Below are 23,128 nucleotides of genomic sequence, written 5' to 3' on the forward strand. Positions count from 1 at the left end.
GGATCATCGGACCAGTTGATTCAGGTCACTCGTTGTAGATTGAACAAAATATTGCCACTAAAAAGGCTTGTTTTCTATTTTTATGCGAATAATCTTGTAATTCTTACAACAAATCGACGACAGGCACTTTCCAATGACTCTTCGCATCGCAATCAATGGTTTTGGCCGCATCGGCCGTAATGTCCTGCGCGCACTGTATACCCAAGGCTACCGCCAGGATTTGCAGATCGTCGCCATCAATGATCTGGGCGACAGCGCGATCAATGCCCACCTGCTCAAATACGACACCGTGCATGGCACTTTTGAAGCAGAGGTCGCCCACGATCAGGAAAGCCTGACCGTCAACGGCGACCGGATTGCCGTCAGTGCCATTCGCAACCCGGCCGAACTGCCATGGGCCGCGCTGAAAATCGATGTGGTGTTCGAATGCACCGGCCTGTTCACCGACCGTGCCAAGGCTGCCGCCCATGTTACCGCCGGTGCGCGCAAGGTGATCATCTCCGCACCGGCCAAAGGCGCGGACGCCACCGTGGTCTACGGTGTGAACCACGACATTTTGCGTCAATCCCACCAGATCATCTCCAACGCCTCGTGCACTACCAACTGCCTGGCACCAGTCGCCCAGGTGCTGCATCGCGAGCTGGGGATCGAAAGCGGCTTGATGACCACCATTCATGCCTACACCAACGACCAGAACCTGACCGATGTCTACCACACCGACCCGTATCGCGCGCGTTCGGCTACCCAGAACATGATTCCGAGCAAGACCGGCGCGGCCGAAGCCGTCGGCCTGGTACTGCCGGAACTGGCAGGCAAGCTGACCGGCATGGCGGTCCGTGTACCGGTGATCAATGTGTCGCTGGTCGACCTCACCGTGCAGTTGAAGAAAGAAGCCACCGCCGAGGAAGTCAACGCACTGCTCAAAGAAGCCAGCCAACACTCGAAAATCCTCGGCTACAACACCTTGCCGCTGGTTTCCAGTGACTTCAACCACAACCCGTTGTCGTCGATTTTCGATGCCAATCACACCAAGGTCAGCGGCAAGTTGCTGAAGGTGCTGGCGTGGTATGACAACGAATGGGGTTTCTCCAACCGTATGCTGGATAACTGCCTGGCGCTGTGTAACGCCGAATAAGGCGACCTGCAGGTTCCCACGCTTTGCGTCCCGGTCCCAAGGTCGTGACGCGAAGCGTCACAGGATGAATTCCCACGCAGAGCGTGGGAACGATCAAATACCGCACTTGCCATTTCAGTTGATGATAAGCATTATCATTAACTGCAAATCGGTCTGGTATCACTGTGAGCCAATCTCGCTTCAACCAAGTCTTTCTCACCCAACGGGTGATTCTGCTACGCACCTTGCAGCGGATGGTGAATAACCACAGCACCGCCGAAGACCTGTTGCAGGAAACCTACCTGCGTGTCACCCGTGCCCTCAGCGAGCGGCCGATCGACCACCTCGAACCCTTCGTTTATCAGACGGCGCGCAACCTGGCGCTGGATCATCTGCGTGCGCGCAGGATTCAAGCCCGTACGCTGCAGGAAGATGTCCCACTGGATATCCTGCAAAGCGTCGCCGCCCCCATCAGCACCCCGGAAGATGCAACCCAGGCCGAGCAATTGCTTGAACACCTGAGCGTCAGCCTCGGCCAGTTGAGCGCCCGCCAGCAGCAGATCTTTATCCTCAGTCGCCTGCACGGTTGCAGCTATCAAGAGATTGCCGACCAACTCCACGTGTCCTTGAGCACCGTGCAAAAGGAACTGAAATTGATCATGGCCATCTGTGTAGGTGTGGCCGACCGGCTGGATCAGCCTTAAGCTGCATCCGACAGAAATGTTGATCCAGGCTGTAGGAAAGACCAATAAAACGTGGCGAAGCCCCGAGGAACACCGTGACGGACCCGAATAAACTGCGCCCTCATGAGCTGGCTCATGAGGTGCTGCAAGATGCGGCCATGAACCAGGCGCTCGATTGGCTGGTCGCCTTGCAGTGCCCACATCCCGGGCAACAGGCCGAGTTCGACGCCTGGTTGGCCAGCGACCCGGCGCACCCGCACGCCTTCGCCAAAGCCGAGGCGGCGTGGGGTAGCGCGCCGGTGCACAGCGCCGCCGTAGCCCTGGCCGCACCCCGCAAGCCGAGTGCCTGGCGCCGCCTCAAGCCGCATTGGAAACCCTTGGCCACCGCCGCCGTGCTGCTGCTCGGACTGTTCAGCTTCAGCAATTTGCCCATGCGCCTGCAAGCCGACCACCTGACCGTCGTGGGCGAACGCCAGCGCCTGCAGTTGGACGATGGCTCGAAGGTATTGCTGAATACCAATTCGGCACTTTCCAGCAGCATCAAGGATCACCAGCGCGTCGCACGCCTGTATCAAGGCGAGGCGTTTTTCGAAGTCGTACCCAGCCGCGGCCTGCCCCTGGAGATTGATGCCGGCCCGGTGCGCGCCAGCGTGCGCGACACCGACTTCGCCGTGCGTTACCTCAATGGCGAAGCGCAGGTGCAGGTGCAACGCGGCGATGTCGACCTGAGCACCACCGCAAACGATGCCCGGGTGCGCCTGAGCGCCGGTGAAAGCATCCGCATCGGCCCCCAGGGCTTTGGCCAACCGGCCAAACTGGATGCCAGCAAGGACCTGGCCTGGGTCCAGGGCCGACTGGTGTTTGAAAACTGCCCGATGGGTGAAGTACTGGCTGAATTGCGCCGCTATTACCCAGGCTGGATCGTCAACAACAACGACAAGCTCGCCAGCGTCGCCGTCACCGGCAATTACCGGCTTGACCAGCCCTTGGACGTGGTGCGCTCCCTGGCGCACATCACCTCGGCCAAGCTCTCGGAGTACCCGGCACTGGTCATCCTGAACTAAATGAGAATTATTTTTACTCGATAGCCTGCAGTGGTACGTCTCGTCTTAGCCAATGCAACTGATTCCTATTTGGTTCAGTGCGCAACTATAAGATTCGTACCTCCGGAGCGCTCTCGATGTCCTCTCGTTTCAACCGCCGGTCTTCCTCGCCCGTCCTGTCCTTGCTGACCGCCGCCATCCTGCTGGCGGGCGCGCCCATGACGGTTGCCATGGCTGCCGAGCCCATCGCCCGCAGCCATGGCAATTACACTTTCAGTATCGAGCAGCAACCCCTGGTCTCGGCGCTGAATGCCTTTAGCGCGGTGACCGGCTGGCAGGTCGGCCTGCCGGCGGAACTGGGCCAGGGCGTATCGTCCCCCGGTGTACGCGGCCCGCTGTCAGCGGAAAAAGCCCTGGACCGGCTGTTGGTGGGGACCAACCTGAGCTACCGCAAACTGGGCAATAACACCATCGTCCTGGAAAAGCGCGCAGCTGGCAGCACGCTAAATTTGCAACAGGTGACCATCAGCGCCACCCGTAATGAACAGGACGTCAACAGTGTGCCGAGCACCGTCACGGTGCATGACCGCGAGGAACTGGACCGCCAGAACGTCAGCACCATTCGCGAACTGGTGCGTTACGAACCTGGCGTCTCCGTCGGCGGCGCGGGCACCCGCTCCGGCAATGCCGGCTACAACATTCGCGGTATCGACGGTGACCGCATCCTCACCCAGGTGGACGGTGTCGAAGTCCCTGACAACTTCTTCAACGGCCCCTACGCCAAGACGCGACGCAATTATGTCGACCCGGAAATCGTCAAGCGTGTGGAAATCCTCCGCGGCCCGGCCTCGGCCCTGTACGGCAGCAGTGCGATTGGCGGCGCGGTGAGCTATTTCACCCTCGACCCGGACGACATCATCAAGCCCGGCCAGGATGTCGGTGCCCGCCTGAAAACCGGCTACAGCTCCGCCGACGATAGCTGGCTGACCTCAGGCACCGTCGCCGGGCGCGTGCAGGACGTCGACGGCTTGCTGCACCTGAGCCAGCGCAATGGGCATGAAATGGAGTCCTACGACGGCAACAACGCCACCGGCCTGGCCCGCACCGGCGCCAACCCGGAAGAGGCACGCACCACCAATGTCCTCGCCAAGCTGGGCTGGAACTATGGCGATGACAACCGCCTGGGCCTGACCTACGAGAAGTTCAAGGATGACCGCGACGTCAACCTGAAAAATGCCGTAGGCGGCCCGTTCATCGGCGGACGGGGGTTCAATCTGTACCGTGACCGCCGGGGCAACGACACCATCACCCGTGAACGCTTCGGCCTGGAAAACAGCTTGGCCCTGCAATCGCCGATTGCCGACCGCATCAAGACCAGCCTCAATTACCAGATCGCCAAGACCGACCAGACCACGGCTGAGATCTATCAGTCCGGCCGTCGCGTCCTGCGTACCCGCGATACCCTTTACGAAGAACGCCAGTGGTTGTTCGACGCCCAGTTGGACAAGGCTTTCAGCCTCGGCGAGACCGATCACCAGGTGACCTATGGCACCACGCTCAAGCAGCAGAAAGTCACCGGCTCGCGCGAAGGCTCGGCGACCTGCCTGGCCGTCGGCTCCGGCTGCACCGCCATCGGTGCGCCCAGCCCTTCCGCCGGCGACAGCGTGAAAAAGTCCAGTGATTTCCCGGACCCGACCATCAACACCTATTCGCTGTTCGCCCAGGACCAGATCTCCTGGGACAAATGGACCTTCCTGCCGGCCTTGCGCTACGACTACACCCAGCTCAAACCCAAGCTGACCCAGGAATTCCTCAACACCGTCAACCCGACCGGCCAGGATACGGTCAACGACAAGGACAAAACCTGGCACCGCGTGACGCCCAAGTTCGGCCTGACTTACGCCCTCACCGATCAATACACCTTGTTCGGCCAGTACGCCGAGGGCTTCCGCACGCCATCGGCCAAGGCGCTGTACGGCCGCTTTGAAAACCTCAACCTGGGTTACACCGTGGAGCCCAACCCAGACCTCAAGCCGGAAACCAGCAAAGGCATTGAAACCGGGATTCGTGGCAAGTTCGACGCAGGTTCCTTCGACATCGCGGTGTTCTACAACAAGTACCGCAACTTCATCGACGAAGACAACGCCGTGGTCGGCGGCACCGTCGAACAGTTCCAGGCCGTCAATATCAAGCGTGCCACCATCAAGGGCGCCGAAGCCAAGGGTCGCCTGAACCTGGATGCTTTCGGCGCGCCTCACGGCCTTTACACCCAAGGTTCGGTGTCCTATGCCTACGGTCGTAACGACGAAACCGGCGAGCCGCTCAACAGTGTCAACCCGCTCAAGGGCGTGTTCGGCCTGGGCTACGACCAGGACAATTACGGTGGCCTGCTGAGCTGGACCCTGGTCAAACGCCAGAACCGCGTCGACAGCAGCACCTTCCACGCACCGGATGGCAACGGCCCGTTCAAGACACCAGGCTTCGGTGTGCTCGACCTGACCGGCTACTACAAAGTCACCCGCGATGTGACCCTCAACGCCGGCCTCTACAACCTGACCGACAAGAAGTACTGGAACTGGGATGACGTACGCAGCTACGACAGCGTCGGCGAAGCCGCGGTGACCGGCCCGGCCAACCTGGACCGCCTGACGCAGCCTGGCCGCAACTTTGCGATCAATGTGATCTGGGACATCTGATCGAAGCACCTCACCTCGCCGGCTTCAGTCGCCGGCAGGTGAGGATTTTTTACTGTGCCGCGTCTTCCTGTTCGTCTAGTTGATAACCGCTCTCTTTAGAGCCACAAGGCGCTCCCCCTCTCAAGGACTTTTTCGATGACTGCTTCCCCTACCGCAGAACGCCCAAGCCTGCGCTCCCAGCGCCTGAACCAGATCACCCACGCCCCACACGCCCAGCTCGACGCGCTGGTCAAAGCCCACGCGCCATTCGAAACCCAGGCCAACTTCGCCCGTTTCGTAGTGGCGCAATACCTGTTCCAGTCGGAATTGGTGGCCCTGTACAACGACCCGCAACTGATCGAGATCTTCCCGGACCTGGCCGAGCGCTGCCGTGCCGAAGCCGCCAGGCTGGACTTGGGCGACCTGGACACCGACGTGCCGGCACCGGTCGCAGGCGCAGTGAAGAACCCCAGCAAAGCCCAAGCCTTGGGCTGGCTGTTCGTGTCGGAAGGCTCCAAGCTGGGAGCCGCGTTCCTGATCAAGCGCGCCGTGGGCCTGGGCCTGAGTGAAACCTTCGGCGCCCGTCACCTGGGTGAACCGGCCGGTGGCCGCGCCGAAGGCTGGAAGCGCTTTACCCGCACCCTCGACGGCCTGGAATTGAACGCCGAAGAAGAGGCCGCGGCAGAAAAAGGTGCAATCGATGCATTCGTGCGCTTCACCGTGCTGCTGGAACAGGCGTACGCTAGCGCCCCCGAACTGGCCTGACGCCTGAATTGAAATGCCATCAACCTGTGGGAGGGGCTTGCTCCCTCCCACAGCTAGATCTCATTGCGCCCTGATTTTCTGCGACCATCCCATCCATGACCGGCAAAACCCAATCCCCCTCGAAAATCGCCCGTATCCTGTTCGGCCTGCTGGCCTACGTCAGCCTGGGCATCGGGTTGGTGGCGATTGTCATACCGGGTTTGCCCACCACCGAATTCATCCTGCTCGCCGCCTGGGCCGCCACCAAAAGCTCGCCACGCCTCAGCGCCTGGCTGGAAAACCACCGGCTGTTCGGGCCGATCCTGTTCAACTGGCGCAATGGCAAGATCATCGCGCGTCGCGCCAAAGTCAGCGCCACGGTGAGCATGCTGTTGTGCGCGGGCCTGATGCTGGTGATGCTCGATCACGGCTGGCCGATCTACCTGGCGATTGCCGGAATGAGCCTAGGCAACTTGTGGATCTGGTCGCGTCCGGAACGCCTCGCAACCCCCGTCTAACGCTGCATGTAGGGTTTTTCCTACCGCTCATCGCCTCCTCCTCATGAATCATCCGACTGCGCCGATGCTCCGGATATAGCGCCGAATGGATTTGGCTTGCCTTGCTTGCATTCCAACACATTCATTCACGAGTGAACCTATGTTCGACACCCTCTCCATTCGCTTGAAAATCGTGCTGCTGTCCGGCCTGTGTCTGTTGGGGGTGATCGCGCTGGTCGTGAGCCTCAACCTCTATAACACCCATCAAAACGACCAATTAGTCAGCGACTCAAGCTCGCGCATGCTCACCTCCAGCGTGGAGCAGTTGCTGCAAGCCAAGGCCGGCGAACAAGCCGCGCAATTGCAGAAAACCTTCAGCGACAGCCTGGTGGCCATTACCGCACTGGCTGACCAGATCAAGGACCTGCGCAACACCGGCGCCAAGCGCGGGCTGGAGGCTGGGGCATTGCGTGAAGAACTCAATCAGAGCCTGAAGACGGCCTTTGAGCGCAACCGTGGCGTGTTGGGTGTCTGGCTCTCGTTCGAACCCAATGCCCTGGATGGCAAAGACAGCGAGTTCATCGATGACAAGGCGCGGGTGTCCAACGAAAAAGGGCGTTTTTCCAGCTATTGGAGCCGCGCCGGCGGTGAAGGCTTGAACACCATCATGGTCGAAGAGGATCTGACCAAGACCACCCTCAACCTCAGTGGCATCCCCTACAACAGCTGGTACACCTGCCCACGAGACAGCCGCAACACCTGCCTGCTTGACCCCTACGAGGACACCGTGGCCGGTAAGCCGGTGCTGATGACCACCATTTCCCTGCCGCTGATCGTAGACGGCAAAGTCATCGGCGTGATCGGCGTCGACATCGCCCTCAACGCCTTGCAAGCCAACACCGACGCCGCGCAGAAAAGCCTGTTCAACGGCGCGGCGCACCTGGAATACCTCTCCAGCACCGGTTTGATCGCAGCCTACAGCGGTGAACCCGCCAAGGTCGGCAAGAACCTGATCGATACCCTGGGTGCGGAAGGCAAGGAGATCGTGCAACTGCTGGCCACCGGCAACCCAATGATCCGCGAACAGGACGACACGATTCGCGCCGTCTACCCGTTCAAACCGATTGCCGACGCCAAGAACTGGGGCGTACTCATCAAACTGCCCAAAAGCGTGATGCTCGCCGATAACATCAAGCTGCAAGCGGTACTCGACGAAGCCCAGGCCAGCAGCCTGATCAAGACCTTACTGATCGCCGCCGCCGCCGCGCTGCTGGGCCTGCTGCTGATCTGGCTGACCGCCACCGGCGTCACCCGCCCGATCAACAACGTGGCAGCCATGCTCAAGGATATCGCCAGCGGCGAGGGTGACCTGACCCAGCGCCTGGCGTACGCCAAGAAAGATGAACTGGGCGAACTGGCGAACTGGTTCAACCGCTTCCTCGACAAGCTGCAACCGACCATCGCGCAGATCAAGCAAAGCATCGCCGAAGCCCGTGGTACGGCAGATCAGTCATCCGAGATTGCCCGCCAGACCAGCGAAGGCATGCAAGTGCAGTTCCGCGAAATCGACCAGGTGGCGACGGCGTCCAACGAAATGAGCGCCACCGCCCACGATGTAGCCAACAGTGCCTCCAGTGCCGCCAATGCGGCACGCGGGGCTGACCAGTCGGCGCGTGAAGGCATGTCGATCATCGAGCAGAGCACCCGTGACATCACCACACTCGCCGAAGAGGTCAGCAAGGCGGTGTCTGAAGTGGAAGCCCTGGCGGTGAACAGCGAGCAGATCGGTTCGGTGCTCGAGGTGATCCGCAGCATCGCCGAACAGACCAACCTGCTGGCGCTCAACGCCGCCATCGAAGCGGCGCGGGCCGGGGAAAGCGGCCGTGGTTTTGCGGTGGTGGCCGACGAAGTGCGCAACCTGGCTAAACGCACCCAGGACTCGGTAGAGGAAATCCGCCAGGTGATCGAGCGCATCCAGAGTGGCACCCGTGGCGTGGTGGCGACCATGCATTCCAGCCAGCACCAGGCCCAGAGCAACGCCGGGCAGATCCATCAAGCCGTGCAGGCTCTGGGCAAGATCAGCGATGCGGTGACGGTGATCAGCGACATGAACCTGCAGATCGCCAGCGCCGCCGAAGAGCAGAGCGCGGTGGCCGAAGAGGTCAATCGCAACGTCTCGGCGATCCGCACCGTGACTGAAGCTCTCACCGGCCAGGCGACCGAATCGGCGGCCATCAGCAGCCAGCTCAATGCGCTGGCCGGCCAACAGATGAAGTTGATGGATCAGTTCAAGGTCTGACCCCATGTGGGAGGGGGCTTGCTCCCGATGGCGGTGTGTCAGTCAACTTATTGATAGCTGACACATCGCTATCGGGAGCAAGCCCCCTCCCACATTTAGATCTGTGACAACCTAAACACCGGTCCAGGCGCTGACAAACGGCGCCACATCTTCTTTCGGCGCCGTACGCGGCGGGTTCTGCGGGGTGCCCAGGTAGAGGAAGCCAATCACTTGCTCATCCGCCGTCAGCCCCAGGCCTTTGGCGACGTGGGCCGAGTAGGACAATTCGCCGGTGCGCCACACGGCGCCAATCCCTTGGGCATAGGCCGCCAACAGAATGCCATGAGCCGCACAGGCGGCTGCCAGCAACTGTTCGGACTTCGGCACCTTGAAGTGTTCCTGCAAGCGCGCAATCACCACCACGACCAACGGGGCACGCAACGGGCCGTTCTGGGCTTTGTCGATGACGGCTTGCGGAGCATCGGCATCTTGCAAGCGGGCGGCTTCGGCCAACAACGTGCCCATTTGCTCACGGGCGGCGCCTTCCACGGTGAGGAAACGCCATGGGCGCAACTGGCCATGGTCCGGCGCGCGCATGGCGGCGGCGAACAGCACATCGCGCTGCTCCTGGGTCGGTGCCGGCTCAAGCAAACGCGGCACGGAAACACGGTTGAGCAAAGCGTCGAGAGCCTGCATTGGCCACCTCCAGAAATAAATGTGCGGCCATTCTAGCGGGAATGAATCGGGTTCCACCAAACGATAATTGCTCTTATTCAATCCGCCCTGCCCTGTTAGACTTTGCGGCCTCATTTTCCGCCTTGTTCCAGGAAACTCGATGTTCCGTTCGTTTTTTCGCCTGTCGGCAGCGTTGATGGCCTTGAGCCTGACCGCCTGCGATGCCCCTCCCAGGTTTACCCAGGCAGAGCCGGGGGAATCGCGGGCCGGCGGCGCGACGACGGTGAACAAGCGCGACCAGAATGCGTTTTCCCTGCCCTCAGCCAACCTGGCGCCGAGCCGTCGTCTGGATTTCAGCGTCGGCAACAGCTTTTTCCGCAGCCCATGGGTGATCGCACCGTCCACCACCACCGCGCGTGATGGCCTGGGGCCTTTGTTCAACACCAACGCCTGCCAGAACTGCCATATCAAGGACGGGCGTGGGCACCCGCCGCTGCCCGACGCGCCGAATGCAGTGTCGATGCTGGTGCGCCTGTCGATTCCGCCTGCGCCGATCGATGCCAAGCTTATCGAGCAACTCGGCGTGGTGCCCGAGCCTGTCTACGGCGGGCAGTTGCAAGACATGGCCGTGCCGGGCGTGCCCCCCGAAGGCAAGGTGCGGGTGGACTACACACCGGTCAACGTCAGCTTCAAGGACGGCACGGTGGTTGAGTTGCGTAAGCCCACCTTGCAAATCACCCAGCTCGGCTACGGGCCGATGCATCCAGATACACTTTTTTCAGCGCGAATCGCACCGCCGATGATCGGCCTGGGCCTGCTCGAAGCCATCAGCGACGCCGACATCCTGCGCAACACCGACGCGAAAACCGCCGACCAGGAAGCCCTCGTCGGCCGCGCCAACTGGGTGTGGGACGATGCCCAGCGCAAGACCGTCCTCGGGCGTTTCGGCTGGAAAGCCGGGCAACCCAACCTTAATCAACAAAATGTTCACGCGTTCTCTGGTGACATGGGCCTCACCACGTCCCTGAGACCCTTTGATGATTGCACGGATGCCCAGATTGCCTGCAAACAGGCCCCCAACGGCAATGGCCCCGATGGCGAGCCGGAAGTCAGCGATAACATCCTGCGCCTGGTGCTGTTTTACACGCGCAACCTTGCGGTCCCCGCACGCCGTGACATCAATACGCCACAGGTGCTGGCCGGCAAAAACCTGTTTCACCAGGCCGGTTGCCAGGGGTGCCATAAACCGACGTTCACCACGTCCGCCTCTGCGTCCGAACCCGAACTGGCCAACCAGACGATCCGTCCCTACAGCGACCTGCTGCTGCACGACATGGGCGAAGGTCTGGCTGACCAGCGTAGCGAATTCAAGGCCGGGGGCCGCGACTGGCGCACACCCCCGTTGTGGGGCATTGGCCTGACGCAAACCGTGAGTGGCCACACCCAGTTTTTACATGACGGCCGCGCCCGCAACCTGCTCGAAGCCGTGCTGTGGCATGGCGGTGAAGCACAGGCGGCGCAACAACAGGTGTTGTCTTTCAACGCCGAGCAGCGCGCCGCGTTGCTGGCGTTCCTGAATTCTCTATAAGCTTCGCCCCAATTACAGAAGGGAGCTCTACATGTTCCGTCCCAAGTTGTTGTTCACCAGCCTGGCCGCACTCGCTCTCGGCGCCTGCTCGCCCCAGGACCCGCAAGCAGTGACCTCGGCGGCCATCGCCAAGCAAGTCATCCTGCCGACCTACAGCCGCTGGGTTGAAGCCGACCGCCAACTGGCCGTCAGCGCCCTCGCCTATTGCCAGGGCAAGGAAAGCCTGGACACCGCCCGCGCCGACTTCCTCCACGCACAAAAAGCCTGGGCCGAGTTGCAACCGCTGCTGGTCGGCCCGCTGGCCGAGGGCAACCGTTCGTGGCAGGTGCAGTTCTGGCCGGACAAGAAAAACCTGGTGGGCCGCCAGGTCGAACAACTGGTCAGCGCCCAGCCGCAGATCGACGCCGCTGCCCTGGCCAAGTCCAGCGTCGTGGTACAGGGCCTGTCGGCCTACGAATACATCCTCTACGACGCCAAGACCGACGTCGCCGATCCAGCGCAAAAGGCGCGCTACTGCCCACTGCTGGTGGCGATCGGCGAGCGCCAGAAAAGCCTCGCCGAAGAGATTCTCGCCAGCTGGAACAGCACCGACGGCATGCTCGCGCAGATGACCAAGTTTCCCAACCAGCGCTACGCCGATTCCCACGAAGCCATCGCCGACCTGCTGCGTGCCCAGGTGACCGCGCTGGACACCCTGAAAAAGAAACTCGGTACGCCGATGGGCCGCCAGGCCAAAGGTATCCCGCAACCGTTCCAGGCTGACGCATGGCGCAGCCAGTCGTCCCTGCAAAGCCTGGAAACCAGCCTGGCCGCCGCGCAAACCGTCTGGGTGGGGGTCGACAACAAGGGCCTGCGCAACCTGCTGCCGTCGGAGCAAAAGCCGCTGGCCGACAAGATCGACGCCGCCTATGCCGCCGCCCTGAAACTGTTCGCCAGCAACCAGCGCACCCTCAGCGAGTTGTTGAACGATGACGCCGGGCGCCAGCAGCTCAATGACCTCTACGACAGCCTCAACGTGGTCCATCGCCTGCACGAAGGTGAGCTGGCCAAGGCGTTGGGCATCCAGCTGGGCTTCAACGCCAACGACGGTGACTGATGATGCTCAGGCGACAGGCTTTGGCGATTGGCAGCGTGCTGCTCAGCGCGCTCACGTTGGGTGGCTGGACGCTATTCAAGCAAAAGGGCAAAAGCCCACTGCTGCTCTCGGCACGCGATGATGCCGAGGGCAAGCACTACGCGGTCGGTTTCCGCCTGGATGGCAAGCAGGTGTTTGCCACCCAGGTCGGCCAACGCTGCCACGACATCATCAACCACCCGGCGCTGCCGATTGCGCTGTTTGTGGCCCGCCGCCCGGGCACCGAGAGTTATCTGATCGACCTGCGTGATGGCGCGTTGCTGCAAACCATCACCTCGAACGCCAACCGCCACTTCTATGGCCACGCGGTGATTCACCAGAGCGGCGAATGGCTGTATGCCACCGAGAACGACACCTCCGATCCAGGCCGTGGCCTGCTCGGCGTCTACCGGTTCGAAGGTGAGCGCCTGGTGCACAGCGGCGAGATCTCCACCCACGGCATCGGCCCGCACCAGGTGTCGTGGATGCCCGACGGCGAAACCCTGGTGGTGGCCAACGGCGGTATTCGCACCGAAGCCGAAAGCCGGGTGGAGATGAACCTCAACGCCATGGAGCCGAGCCTGGTGCTGATGCGCCGCGATGGCACGCTGATCAGCAAGGAAACCCTCGGCCAGCAGATGAACAGCGTGCGCCATATGGGCATCGCCAACGATGGCACTGTCCTCACCGGGCAACAATTCATGGGGCCTTCCCACGAACGCTCGGAACTGCTGGCGATCAAGCGGCCGGGGCAACCGTTCGTGGCGTTCCCGGTGGCCGATGAGCAATTGCAGGCCATGGGGCACTACACCGCCAGCGTCGCGGTGCACAGCCAATTGCGCCTGGTGGCGCTGACTGCGCCACGGGGCAATCGGTTTTTTATCTGGGATATCGACAGCGGTGAGCTGCGCCTGGACGGCCCTTTGCCCGACTGTGCCGGCGTGGGGGCAGTGGCGGATGGCTTTGTCGTCACCTCCGGCCAGGGACGCTGCCGGTTCTACGATTGCCGTCAGAACTCATTGGTCGCCACCCCCTTGGAGTTACCGGCGGGGCTTTGGGATAACCACCTGCATCTGATTTGAAGGCAAAAAAAAGGGCCTCGCATCGCAAGGCCCTGTTTCGGGGGGGTGAATTTTTTAAGGTTCATCTCAACTCTGTGGCCTCATCCCTTGAGACATCCCGAACATGAACAACAGCAGATCATGATCGGGCCTTGCCTTTACGTTCGCCTTGGCGACACGCGGTAACAGGCATTGCCCGTTACCGTCCACCGCACTGAGCACTTGTGTACGAGGTTGCTCCCACGCAGCCAGGGCTAGGGCTGCAACACCCAACGCGCCGACCAGAAACAAACCTCGTGCTATTTCTAGCTTCATCTGGTTAAACCCTTGATAGCGCTGCCAAACGCCGTCTCGTAAAAGTAGCTGAGTTTTTTCCAGTCGGCATCGCTCCACGACGAATGGCGACGCAGTTGCAGCATGTCGTGGGAAGCGGCCCGATAGGCGGTCAAACGCTGGCGACACTTCTCGAAGTCCAGCAGCGCAACTTCCACATTGGCCGAATCACCTTCGCCCGTTACCCGCACGAAGATGTGCTTGATATACAGGCAACCGTGCTGCCAACGGCCCTTGTGCATGCGCGCCAGGGTGCCGGCCAGTTCCTTGAGCAGGCGCTCATGAACAAGCTCGCCGTACTGTTCGCGGCCGCCGGCGGCATACCAGTTTTCAATCTCGTCGAAACCGTCCAGGGACGCCGTGACCAGCAGTGCTTTCCATCGGTGTTCCGGGTCGCGACGTGCCTCGCAAAACACCAGCTCCGGTACGCGTACATCGAGTAAACGCAAGCCCTTGAGGGCGTCACGCTCACGTAGCACGGTCGGGCGTCCGAACGGGTGAAGCCAACTGCGGTAGATGTGCCCGGTCTGGCGTTTGCTGTAGAGCAAGCGCCCATTGGGGCTGATGACCCGCTGCACACCACTTTCACCGCCACGCCGACGATTGGGTTCCTCGACCCATTCCCCTTTCAGGCGCCAGAAATAATCAAACCGCTCCTCGGGAGCTACATGACTACCTGCTACGCACTCAACTGCCATCCTGTCACCTCTTACGCAATACATAGACTCGCCACATGGCATAGAGCGGCATGAAGTCCAGGGATTCCTGAACACGGAAACCGGCCTGCTCAAATTCTGCCTCGACAGTAGCCGCCGGTAACACAAACCGATTTTGGTAACCTTCCTGCTCACCTCTTTCGCGACGCCGGGACTCGGCGCGCTTGCGTCTCCAGGCCTTGAAGTTGCCATCGACCCACAGCGAGAGGATCACGCTGTCGCGCGTCACACGCTGAAACTCCTGCAATATCGCCAGCCTATGCTCCGGATCACCAATGTGGTGCATCAAGCGCATGCAGAAAATGCTGTCGACCGAGTTGTCCGGCAAATCGATATCAAAGGCCGATGTCTGCAAAGTGCGTACCCGTTTCACCACGTCCGCCGGTTGGGCGACTGTGGCGACCTTCAACATCGATGCCGAATTATCAGCGCCGATAATCACACGGTTGGGTTTTTCGGCCAGTAATGGCCAGAAGCGCCCGGCGCCGCAGGGCAGGTCCAGGACCAGCCCAGGCTCACCGGCCATGGCCAGCGCACCGCGCGCCAATTGCTCGTCGCGTTTGTGGGACAACCGGCGAGCCAGATTGTCCTGATGCTTGAGCAAATAATTTTGCGCGTGTTGGTCGTCGTACTTTTCGGAAAATTCGAGCTTGATCGGGGAAGGCATCTAAACATCTCCAGTTGCTGATGCCTACAACCTTAAGCAGCAAACTGTGAGCGACAGGTCAACTGGTTGTGAAAAACTTGTCCTGTCCAACCCCATACATTTCAAGACTTTACAGACACAAACGGTGGCCTGGGGCCATCTTCGCCGAAAAGCACGCTAACTGCCGCAGCATAGCGGCAGGCTGGCGAGTCAGGGTTTGACCTGGCTCAACTCGACATGAAAGCGGCAGCCGTTGGGCTCCATGGTGCTCAGGCTGACGCTCCAGCCTTGGCTCTCGCAGATGCGTTGCACCAGCGACAAACCCAATCCCAGGCCCTCACCGCGCTTCTCGCTGCCACGCACAAAAGGCTCGAACATCGCTTCACGTTTTTCTTCCGGTATACCGACGCCGGAGTCTTCGACGATAAAACCGCTCGGCTCCAGGGTGAGGCGGATAAACCCTTGCTCGGTGTAATGCAGCGCGTTGCGCAGCAAGTTACCCATCACCGCATGCAAGAACGTGGTGTTGTAGCGGGTCGCCAAGGGGTTGCCAGGAATGTAGATCAACTCAAGCCCTTTTTGCTCGATGGGCTCGCGCCAGATACCGAGCAAGTCATCGGCCACCTGTTTGAGATTGACCTGCGGCGACATGGCAGCATCATCATGTTTGGCACGGGCGAGCATCAGGAAGGTTTGCACCAGCTCGCGCATTTCCTCACTGGCGCGGGCGATGCGCTCGACCTGGGCACGGCCGCGCTGATCAATCGCCGGGTTCTCCAGCAACAGTTCGCAGGAAGTCGCCAACACCATCAAGGGTGTGCGCAATTCATGGCTCACGTCGCTGGTAAACAACTGCTCACGGGACAACGCCTGACGCAAGCGGCCGAGCGTGGCATCGAAAGCCACCGCCAGTTCACCCACTTCATCAGCCGCATAATCCGGGGCCAACGGCGGCGCCAGGCCCAGCAACTGGTCACGATGGCGTACCTGGCGGGCCAGGCGTACCACCGGTGCCATCACCTTGCGGGCCAACACCCAACCCAGGAACACCGCCAGCGCCAGGCTGAGCACGAACCCCACCAGCACCACCGCAAACAACACGCGCTCACGCTCTTCAAAGTCGCTCTGGTCTTGCAGCAGGACATAGCGCCGACCGTCAACCACTTCGACCATGGCGTGGTACGACAGCGCTTCGCGAAACACCTCATGAAAGCCTGGGTCCAGGTGTCGCAAATCCTTGGGCAGTTCGAAATCGCCGCGCCCACCGCTGAAATAGAACAACTGGTCCGGCTCCGGCCGGTGGCTCCAGTCTTCGACGCTGTCCATCAATAGCAACCGTTGCAGGTCGCCACCCAGGCCCGCCGAGATCAGTTTCTCTTCCACCAGGTGCACCGTCGCAACAATGCCCATGGCGAAAGCCCCCGCCACCAGCGCGCTCATCAAGGCAAAGGCGATGATGATCCGCTGGGCAAGGCTTTGCTTAAACTCCATCACGCCCCTCGGCCAGGCGATAACCGACGCCGTGCACCGTCTGCAGCAATGGCTTGGCGAAAGGTTTATCGATCACCTGGCGCAACTGGTGAACGTGGCTGCGCAGGCTGTCGCTGTCCGGGCAGTCATCGCCCCACAGGGCTTCTTCGAGCACTTCGCGGCGCAACACATGCGGACTCTTCTGCATCAGCACCGCCAGCAACTTCAGGCCCACCGGGTTGAGCTTGAGCAGGCGCCCTTCGCGGGTGACTTCCAGGGTATCGAGATCGTAGTACAAGTCGCCCACCTGCAAGGCGCGACGACCACCGCCCTGGGCGCGGCGCAGCACAGCTTCAATGCGCGCAGCCAATTCGGACAAGGCGAACGGCTTGAGCAGGTAATCATCGGCACCCGACTTGAAGCCCTGCAACCGGTCATCCAACTGATCGCGGGCAGTGAGCATGATCACCGGTGTGTCACGGCGCGCGTCTTCGCGCAGGCGTTTGCACAAGGTGTAGCCATCAATGCCTGGCAGCATGATATCGAGCACGATCAGGTCGTAATGCTCGGTGGCCGCCAGGTGCAGGCCCGACAAACCGTCCTGCGCGCAGTCAACGGTATAGCCCTTGAGCCCCAGGTAGTCTGCCAGGTTGGCCAGAATATCGCGGTTGTCTTCAACCAATAGAATTCGCATGAGCAGTGTCTCCGTACTGTCGTGCCAGCCGTGCTGGCTCGCGCAGCTTAAGGCCTGGCGTGGCTCAGGGATAGACCTGTCGGACTTATCGATTAATCTTCTCAACCAACTTTATGATCTAATGAGTTTTTCACTATAGATTCACAGGCCGCCAATAAGGCCTGGCCGAAGATCATCGCCCATTAATAGAAGGATTATGCTGGACATGGGGTTTCTCAAAACCGCGCCTATGCGCTACCTGCTGCTCGTCACCGGCGCATGGTTGGTTATTTTCCTGCTCACCCGCAGCGTCCTGCTACTGACTCACCTGAGTGAAGTCGGAGGCAACGTACTGCCGGTGTTTGGCGTGGGCTTGCTGTACGACTTGGGCTTCCTGACCTATGCAGCCTTGCCGCTGGGCCTGTATTTGCTGCTTTGCCCACCGGGGCTGTGGCGCCGTCGCGGCCATCGCTGGTTCCTGCAAGCGGTGTTGACGGTCAGCCTGTTCGCCATGTTGTTTACCTCGGTGGCCGAATGGCTGTTCTGGGACGAGTTCGGCGTGCGCTTCAACTTTATCGCCGTGGATTACCTGGTGTATTCCGACGAGGTGCTGAACAACCTGCTGGAGTCTTATCCGATCGGCAAGTTGCTCAGCCTGTTGGCGATGCTGGCGGTGGTGCTGAGCGTGGCACTGCGCAAACCCTTCAACGCCGCCTTGAATGCACCGCTGCCGCCGATGCGCGGCCGCTTGCTGAGCGCCTTGAGCCTGTTGATCGCCGCCGGCCTCAGCCTGCAACTGATCAGCCAGGACAGCCCGCGTACCCAGGGCGGCAACGCCTACAAGAACGAACTGGCGAGCAATGGCCCGTATCAGTTTTTCGCGGCATTTCGCAATAACGAGCTGGACTACACGCAGTTCTACAAGAGCCTGCCAACCGAGGTGGTCGCCCAGCAGCTACGCACCGAACTCAGCGAGCCCAACGCGCGCTTTATCGGCAAAGACCCGCTGGATATCCGCCGTGCCATCGAGAACCCCGGCACCTTGCGCAAGCCCAATATCGTGCTGGTGACCATCGAAAGCTTCAGCGCCAAATACATGGGCAGCAACGGTGATGGGCGCAACCTTACGCTCAACCTCGATGCGCTGCGCAAGCAAAGCCTGTACTTCAATAACTTCTATGCCACCGGTACGCGTACCGACCGTGGCCTGGAAGCCATCACCCTGGCCATTCCGCCAACGCCAGGGCGCTCGATCGTCAAGCGCATAGGGCGGGAAAGCGGCTTTGCCAGCCTGGGTCAACAACTCAGCGCCATCGGCTACGACAGTGTGTTTGTCTATGGCGGGCGTGGTTACTTCGACAACATGAACGCGTTCTTCAGCGGCAACGGTTATCGGGTCGTGGACCAGAGCAGCGTGGCCGAATCGGATATCTCGTTTAAAAATGCCTGGGGCATGGCCGACGAAGACCTCTACCGGCAGACCCTGAAACTGGCCGATGCCGACTACGCCAAGCAGCAGCCGTTTCTACTGCAATTGATGACCACCTCCAACCATCGCCCCTACACCTACCCGGACGGGCGTATTGATATCAAGTCCGGCAAGGGCCGAGACGGTGCGGTCAAATACACCGACTACGCCATCGGCCAGTTCCTTGAGGCCGCACGCCAGAAGCCCTGGTTCGATAACACGATCTTCGTGTTCGTCGCCGACCACACGGCCGGCAGCGCGGGCAAGGAAGACTTGCCGATCACCAACTACCAGATCCCCCTGTTCATCTACGCCCCGAAATTGATCGAGGCACGGGAAACCGCGCAACTGGCCAGCCAGATCGACTTGGCGCCCACCTTGCTGGGCCTGCTCAACCTGAGCTACGAGTCCACCTTCTTTGGTCGCAACCTGTTGCAAGACAGTCCATTGCCACCGCGTGTGGTGGTCGGCAACTACCAGCACCTGGGGTTGTTCGACGGCAAGGACCTGGCGATCCTCAGCCCGCGCCAAGGGTTGCGTCGCCATGATCAGGCGCTGGGTGAAAGCCAGGAGTTACGCGTGGGCAGCGATGATCCGTTGATCCAGCGGGCGATCACCTACTATCAAGCTGCCAGCTACGGTTACACACAACAACTGCTCGGCTGGAAAGCCCCCAAGAACGCGGCACCGGCGCTCACCGCCGACTGATAAACCCACGAAGTGCGCGTCCCGCCCTTGCCTCCTCCCAGGCAAGGGCGTAACACTTGCGGCCTTGCTTCGGCGACGGCCCTTTTTCATGTCCGACACCCTCCTGCTGATTGAAGACGACCGCCCACTGGCCGCGTTGACGGCCGAGTTCCTGCGCGCCGAAGGTTTTACCGTTGCGGTGGAGCACCGTGGCGATCATGCAGCCCAGCGCATTCTCGATGAACAGCCGGCGCTGTTGATCCTGGACGTGATGTTGCCGGGTATCGACGGCTTCACTCTGTGTCGACAGATTCGTGATCACTACCCCGGGCTGATCCTGATGATGACGGCATTGGATGAAAACGCCGAACAATTGACCGGCTTCGATGTGGGCGCGGACGACTATGTGGTCAAGCCCGTCGACCCGCTGCTGTTGCTGGCGCGTATCCGCTCACTGCTGCGCCGCCGCCCGCAAACGCCCCGCGCCACTTACCAATGGGGCAGTTTCCGATTGGACTTGAACAGCCATTTCGCTTGGCTCAAAGAAACCCCTTTGCAGTTTTCGGTGGCCGAGTTCGAATTGCTGGCGATTTTCGCCCGCCATTGCGGCGTGTTGCTGACCCGCGAAAAACTCCTCCAGAGCCTGCGGGGCCTGGAGTACGACGGGGTCAACCGCTCCATCGATATGCGCGTGTCGCGCCTGCGTAAAAAGCTGATGAACCTGGCTTGCCCGGTGACCATCCAGACGATCACGGCCCAAGGCTATCTCTTTGTCGAAATCCCACAGGACGGCCAAGATGCTGTCTAAAGTGCGCCCCTGGATGGCCGTCGTGGCGGGCACCGCTTGGGCGGCCTTGACGTGTTATCTGTTGTGGCTGTGCGCCAACGCTTCGGTGTTTGTCGGTGAAGACAGCTTTCTACGCTTGATGGCCGGGCCGGGCTACCTGGTGGCCGAGCAGCTCAAGGCCTTGCCGGCCGACCAACGCGAATCGCACATGGACACCTTGCGCGCACATTTCCAGTACCCGGTGGCACTGGTCGCGCTGGATGACGTCGAGCTGCCGCCGGAAGCCTTGGTGATGTTGGAACATCAACAGCCGGCGCTCAATAGCGACGAAGACATCACCTACTTCCCGCTGGACGACGACACCGTGATCCAGTTCGGCCCCATGTGGGGCACGGCTGAGGTCGATGACCTGCTGAAATTTCCGATTTACTGGATAACAGCAGGCGTCGCCGGCCTGCCGGTGTTACTGCTGCTCTGGCTCGGCTTACGCGCACACAGCCGGCGCACCAGCGAACTGGGCAAGCTCAATGCCTGCCTCGGTACACTGGCGCACACGCCGAATGTGATGTTGCCCGCGATGGGCAAGGAATGGGCGCCGTTGCTGCAGACGCTGCAACAACATGCCCAGGCCATCAGCGCCATGGGCGAACGCCACCGCGAAGTCTCCCAAGCGGTGTCGCATGAACTGCGCACGCCCCTGGCACGCATGCGCTTTGCCCTGACCCTGCTGGGCAAAAGTGACGACCCGCCGACACGCACCCGACTTCAGGAGCGCTTGCTCACCGACGTCGAAGAACTGGAAGCCTTGGTGCGGGCCAGCCTGGCTTTCGCACGAATGGCCGGTTCTGCGTCAGACCTGCATTACGAGCCCATCCGCATTCGCGAGTGGCTGCATCAGGAATTTGCCTTGCTGGACGGACATCAGCGCCACCTGAGCCTGGAGACCGACCCACCGGAGCTGGAGCTGATCGGCGACCGTGCGCTGTTGCACCTGATCGTGCGCAACCTGCTGAGCAACGCCATCACCTATGCCCGCGACCAGGTGTGTGTCAGCGCGGCCTACCATGGCCAACACCATCTGATACTGCACGTCGACGATGACGGCCCTGGCGTCGTCGCGGAAAACCGTGAAAAAATCTTCGAGCCTTTCGTACGGCTGGCCATGGGCGGTGACGCTCCAGGCGGCTTCGGCCTTGGCCTGGCGCTGGCCAAACGGGCGACGCAGTGGCACCGCGGTGAACTATCGGTGGCCCGCAGCCCACGGGGGGGCGCACGCTTGAGTCTGGTCCTGCCGCTGCGCCCACCTCAGTAGCGCAGCGCGTGTTACAGCCTGTGACAGCGAACAGTTCGTATCGCCCGTAACCTCGCCACCTGAATTCCAGGTTGGAGAGCCCGCCCATGCGTCCCCCGAAAAAGCACCTTTACCGGCTGATGGGGTCATTGTGCATTGCCGCCAGCTCATTGTTCGTCAGCGATGCCTGGGCTTTTGCCCAAGCGGCGCCTTACCACGCCGGCTCGATCAAGCCGAACCACCTGCCCCAGGCGGTCATGGACCAGCAACTGACCCGGTTCTACACAGAATGGAAGGCGCTTTACCTGTCCGCCGAATGCGGCAACGGGCGCTATTTCATCAAGGTCAATGCCGACGGCAAGCCGGTGGGCGGCGGCACCGCCCCGCACACCATTACCGTATCCGAAGCCCACGGCTATGGCATGCTGCTCAGCGTGATGATGGCCGAGCAGGACCCGGACGCGCAGCAGATCTTTGACGGCATGGTGCGCTATTTCAAAGACCACCCGGCCAAATCCGATCCCGGGTTGATGGCCTGGAACCAGGTCGAAGGCTGCGGCAACTCCACTGGCCGGTTCCGCGGCAACGCCAGCGCCACCGACGGTGACCTGGATATCGCCTACGCCCTGCTGCTGGCTGACCAGGCGTGGGGCAGCCAAGGTGCGATTGACTACCGCAGCCAAGCCAACCAAGTGCTGGCGGCGATCATGCACCATGAGGTACACCCGCGAACCCATCATCTGCTGCTCGGCGACTGGGCCGGCACCGATGGCGATTCCGAGCTTGAATACGCCACCCGCAGCTCGGACTTCATGCAGTCGCACCTCAACAGTTTTTTTGCGATGACCGGTGACAGGCGTTGGCTGGCTGTTCGTGACAAAACCTACTCGATCATCCACACCTTCACCGAGCGCTACAGCGCAGGCAGCGCCCTGCTGCCGGACTTCATCAGCCACCTCGACACCTCAATCACACCCGCCCGCGCCGACCTGCTGGAAGGCAAGCACGACGGCGATTACGCGTGGAATGCGGCCCGCTACCCGTGGCGGGTCGGCCTGGATTACCTGATGTACGGCGACGCACGCGCACTGGAGGCCCTGACTCCGTTCAACCACTGGGCGCGCACAATCACCGGCGATCAGCCCGCCGCTTTCAACAACGGCTACCGGGTCGATGGCAGCGTATTCGACGAAGACCAGGATGACCCGGTGTTTATTTCCGCCTTGGGGGTCAGCGCCATGATCAGCCCCGGCAACCAGCCATGGCTCAATAACATCTGGGACAACCTGCAACACCGTCCACTCAAGGCCCATGACTACTACGCCAATACCCTCAAGTTGCTGGGGATGGTGGTCATGTCCGGCCACTGGGAACGGCCCAGGCCTGCGCCCCCTGAAAGAACCGCGCACCTGCCTGTTCATCAGCCGCTCGACCAAGCTCTATCGCAACCCATGGCCCTCATGTCGAGTACCCGACTGACCTTGGCACGGGGGTTCACGTTCAAGAAACTGCTGAGGCGCCGCTCAATAGGCTGAGCGCCGGCGCTGCATAAAAAAACCCCGCCTGCATCACTGCAGGCGGGGTT

The 23,128-nt window shown here is 61.1% G+C and carries 20 protein-coding genes and 1 pseudogene; 15 read left to right on the forward strand and 6 right to left on the reverse strand.

Features of this window, described 5'->3' with window-relative positions; genetic code table 11:
* Window positions 1-133 precede the first annotated feature (133 nt).
* From gap to C9383_RS28795, 8 genes and pseudogenes are all read left to right on the forward strand, one after another.
* Window positions 134-1,135, forward strand: a complete 1,002-nt coding sequence (gap, locus tag C9383_RS20905; RefSeq protein ID WP_090368816.1) for a type I glyceraldehyde-3-phosphate dehydrogenase — start codon at window positions 134-136, stop codon at window positions 1,133-1,135.
* A 164-nt stretch (window positions 1,136-1,299) separates the two neighbouring features.
* Window positions 1,300-1,818: an RNA polymerase sigma factor gene (locus C9383_RS20910; protein ID WP_060754234.1), complete on the forward strand. Its 519-nt coding sequence runs from the start codon at window positions 1,300-1,302 to the stop codon at window positions 1,816-1,818.
* A 74-nt stretch (window positions 1,819-1,892) separates the two neighbouring features.
* Entirely contained in the window at window positions 1,893-2,861 is a 969-nt protein-coding gene (locus C9383_RS20915; RefSeq protein ID WP_090368814.1) for a FecR family protein, read from the forward strand.
* A gap of 116 nt (window positions 2,862-2,977) precedes the next feature.
* Window positions 2,978-5,536, forward strand: coding sequence for a TonB-dependent receptor (locus tag C9383_RS20920; RefSeq protein ID WP_090368812.1), 2,559 nt, complete (start codon window positions 2,978-2,980; stop codon window positions 5,534-5,536).
* 135 nt (window positions 5,537-5,671) lie between these two features.
* A complete protein-coding gene (locus C9383_RS20925; protein ID WP_060754237.1) occupies window positions 5,672-6,280 on the forward strand; it encodes a biliverdin-producing heme oxygenase in 609 nt (202 codons plus the stop codon).
* Window positions 6,281-6,375: 95 nt separating this feature from the next.
* Entirely contained in the window at window positions 6,376-6,777 is a 402-nt protein-coding gene (locus C9383_RS20930) for a YbaN family protein (RefSeq protein WP_060754238.1), read from the forward strand.
* A 280-nt stretch (window positions 6,778-7,057) separates the two neighbouring features.
* Window positions 7,058-8,197, forward strand: a pseudogene (locus C9383_RS28790) (methyl-accepting chemotaxis protein); the annotation flags it as partial.
* A gap of 102 nt (window positions 8,198-8,299) precedes the next feature.
* A complete protein-coding gene (locus tag C9383_RS28795) occupies window positions 8,300-9,055 on the forward strand; it encodes a methyl-accepting chemotaxis protein (RefSeq protein WP_413037844.1) in 756 nt (251 codons plus the stop codon).
* Window positions 9,056-9,166: 111 nt separating this feature from the next.
* Here the strand turns inward: C9383_RS28795 and C9383_RS20940 are convergent, their stop codons facing one another.
* Entirely contained in the window at window positions 9,167-9,730 is a 564-nt protein-coding gene (locus tag C9383_RS20940) for an NAD(P)H nitroreductase (protein ID WP_090368808.1), read from the reverse strand.
* A 139-nt stretch (window positions 9,731-9,869) separates the two neighbouring features.
* Between C9383_RS20940 and C9383_RS20945 the strand changes: the two genes are divergently transcribed.
* From C9383_RS20945 to C9383_RS20955, 3 genes are read left to right on the forward strand one after another with little or no spacing between them, the layout of a single operon-like run.
* Window positions 9,870-11,297 carry a di-heme oxidoreductase family protein gene (locus tag C9383_RS20945; RefSeq protein ID WP_090368805.1) on the forward strand — a complete coding sequence of 476 codons (1,428 nt, stop codon included), beginning with the start codon at window positions 9,870-9,872 and terminating at the stop codon, window positions 11,295-11,297.
* A 31-nt stretch (window positions 11,298-11,328) separates the two neighbouring features.
* On the forward strand, window positions 11,329-12,393 hold the full coding sequence (locus tag C9383_RS20950; protein WP_060754242.1) for an imelysin family protein: 1,065 nt from the start codon (window positions 11,329-11,331) through the stop codon (window positions 12,391-12,393).
* A gap of 2 nt (window positions 12,394-12,395) precedes the next feature.
* Window positions 12,396-13,493: a DUF1513 domain-containing protein gene (locus C9383_RS20955; protein WP_090368803.1), complete on the forward strand. Its 1,098-nt coding sequence runs from the start codon at window positions 12,396-12,398 to the stop codon at window positions 13,491-13,493.
* Window positions 13,494-13,559: 66 nt separating this feature from the next.
* Here the strand turns inward: C9383_RS20955 and C9383_RS20960 are convergent, their stop codons facing one another.
* The 5 genes from C9383_RS20960 to colR all read right to left on the reverse strand — a co-directional run bounded on the left by C9383_RS20960 (window position 13,560) and on the right by colR (window position 17,331).
* Window positions 13,560-13,787 (reverse strand): hypothetical protein, encoded by a 228-nt coding sequence (locus tag C9383_RS20960; protein ID WP_090368801.1) that lies wholly within the window; start codon window positions 13,785-13,787, stop codon window positions 13,560-13,562.
* The gene (locus C9383_RS20965; RefSeq protein ID WP_060754245.1) at window positions 13,784-14,503 is read right to left on the reverse strand and encodes a lipopolysaccharide kinase InaA family protein; all 720 of its coding nucleotides are present in this window, start codon (window positions 14,501-14,503) and stop codon (window positions 13,784-13,786) included. The genes C9383_RS20960 and C9383_RS20965 overlap by 4 nt, the downstream gene beginning before the upstream one ends.
* A gap of 4 nt (window positions 14,504-14,507) precedes the next feature.
* On the reverse strand, window positions 14,508-15,188 hold the full coding sequence (locus C9383_RS20970) for a class I SAM-dependent methyltransferase (protein ID WP_060754246.1): 681 nt from the start codon (window positions 15,186-15,188) through the stop codon (window positions 14,508-14,510).
* 189 nt (window positions 15,189-15,377) lie between these two features.
* Complete coding sequence (locus C9383_RS20975; RefSeq protein WP_060754247.1) at window positions 15,378-16,658, reverse strand: sensor histidine kinase; 1,281 nt, start codon at window positions 16,656-16,658, stop codon at window positions 15,378-15,380.
* Complete coding sequence (gene colR, locus C9383_RS20980) at window positions 16,648-17,331, reverse strand: two-component system response regulator ColR (protein ID WP_060754248.1); 684 nt, start codon at window positions 17,329-17,331, stop codon at window positions 16,648-16,650. The genes C9383_RS20975 and colR overlap by 11 nt, the downstream gene beginning before the upstream one ends.
* Before the next feature lie 205 nt (window positions 17,332-17,536).
* Between colR and C9383_RS20985 the strand changes: the two genes are divergently transcribed.
* The 4 genes from C9383_RS20985 to C9383_RS21000 all read left to right on the forward strand — a co-directional run bounded on the left by C9383_RS20985 (window position 17,537) and on the right by C9383_RS21000 (window position 23,078).
* Window positions 17,537-19,486, forward strand: a complete 1,950-nt coding sequence (locus C9383_RS20985; protein WP_090372314.1) for an LTA synthase family protein — start codon at window positions 17,537-17,539, stop codon at window positions 19,484-19,486.
* An 88-nt stretch (window positions 19,487-19,574) separates the two neighbouring features.
* Window positions 19,575-20,273 (forward strand): response regulator, encoded by a 699-nt coding sequence (locus tag C9383_RS20990; protein WP_090368799.1) that lies wholly within the window; start codon window positions 19,575-19,577, stop codon window positions 20,271-20,273.
* Window positions 20,263-21,564 carry a sensor histidine kinase gene (locus tag C9383_RS20995; RefSeq protein ID WP_090368797.1) on the forward strand — a complete coding sequence of 434 codons (1,302 nt, stop codon included), beginning with the start codon at window positions 20,263-20,265 and terminating at the stop codon, window positions 21,562-21,564. The genes C9383_RS20990 and C9383_RS20995 overlap by 11 nt, the downstream gene beginning before the upstream one ends.
* An 86-nt stretch (window positions 21,565-21,650) precedes the next feature.
* Window positions 21,651-23,078, forward strand: a complete 1,428-nt coding sequence (locus C9383_RS21000; RefSeq protein WP_090368795.1) for a family 8 glycosyl hydrolase — start codon at window positions 21,651-21,653, stop codon at window positions 23,076-23,078.
* Window positions 23,079-23,128: the final 50 nt, after the last annotated feature.

The organism is Pseudomonas palleroniana (genome assembly GCF_003031675.1).
GTDB lineage: Bacteria > Pseudomonadota > Gammaproteobacteria > Pseudomonadales > Pseudomonadaceae > Aquipseudomonas > Aquipseudomonas palleroniana.

Excerpts from the sequence above, each read along its gene's own strand:
- gap (WP_090368816.1), top strand. The coding sequence starts at position 134 with ATGACTCTTCGCATCGCAATCAATGGTTTTGGCCGCATCGGCCGTAAT.
- C9383_RS20920 (WP_090368812.1), top strand. The coding sequence starts at position 2,978 with ATGTCCTCTCGTTTCAACCGCCGGTCTTCCTCGCCCGTCCTGTCCTTG.
- C9383_RS20925 (WP_060754237.1), top strand. The coding sequence starts at position 5,672 with ATGACTGCTTCCCCTACCGCAGAACGCCCAAGCCTGCGCTCCCAGCGC.
- C9383_RS20930 (WP_060754238.1), top strand. The coding sequence starts at position 6,376 with ATGACCGGCAAAACCCAATCCCCCTCGAAAATCGCCCGTATCCTGTTC.
- C9383_RS28795 (WP_413037844.1), top strand. The coding sequence starts at position 8,300 with ATGCAAGTGCAGTTCCGCGAAATCGACCAGGTGGCGACGGCGTCCAAC.
- C9383_RS20940 (WP_090368808.1), bottom strand. The coding sequence starts at position 9,730 with ATGCAGGCTCTCGACGCTTTGCTCAACCGTGTTTCCGTGCCGCGTTTG.
- C9383_RS20945 (WP_090368805.1), top strand. The coding sequence starts at position 9,870 with ATGTTCCGTTCGTTTTTTCGCCTGTCGGCAGCGTTGATGGCCTTGAGC.
- C9383_RS20950 (WP_060754242.1), top strand. The coding sequence starts at position 11,329 with ATGTTCCGTCCCAAGTTGTTGTTCACCAGCCTGGCCGCACTCGCTCTC.
- C9383_RS20955 (WP_090368803.1), top strand. The coding sequence starts at position 12,396 with ATGCTCAGGCGACAGGCTTTGGCGATTGGCAGCGTGCTGCTCAGCGCG.
- C9383_RS20960 (WP_090368801.1), bottom strand. The coding sequence starts at position 13,787 with ATGAAGCTAGAAATAGCACGAGGTTTGTTTCTGGTCGGCGCGTTGGGT.
- C9383_RS20965 (WP_060754245.1), bottom strand. The coding sequence starts at position 14,503 with ATGGCAGTTGAGTGCGTAGCAGGTAGTCATGTAGCTCCCGAGGAGCGG.
- C9383_RS20970 (WP_060754246.1), bottom strand. The coding sequence starts at position 15,188 with ATGCCTTCCCCGATCAAGCTCGAATTTTCCGAAAAGTACGACGACCAA.
- C9383_RS20975 (WP_060754247.1), bottom strand. The coding sequence starts at position 16,658 with ATGGAGTTTAAGCAAAGCCTTGCCCAGCGGATCATCATCGCCTTTGCC.
- colR (WP_060754248.1), bottom strand. The coding sequence starts at position 17,331 with ATGCGAATTCTATTGGTTGAAGACAACCGCGATATTCTGGCCAACCTG.
- C9383_RS20985 (WP_090372314.1), top strand. The coding sequence starts at position 17,537 with ATGGGGTTTCTCAAAACCGCGCCTATGCGCTACCTGCTGCTCGTCACC.
- C9383_RS20990 (WP_090368799.1), top strand. The coding sequence starts at position 19,575 with ATGTCCGACACCCTCCTGCTGATTGAAGACGACCGCCCACTGGCCGCG.
- C9383_RS20995 (WP_090368797.1), top strand. The coding sequence starts at position 20,263 with ATGCTGTCTAAAGTGCGCCCCTGGATGGCCGTCGTGGCGGGCACCGCT.
- C9383_RS21000 (WP_090368795.1), top strand. The coding sequence starts at position 21,651 with ATGCGTCCCCCGAAAAAGCACCTTTACCGGCTGATGGGGTCATTGTGC.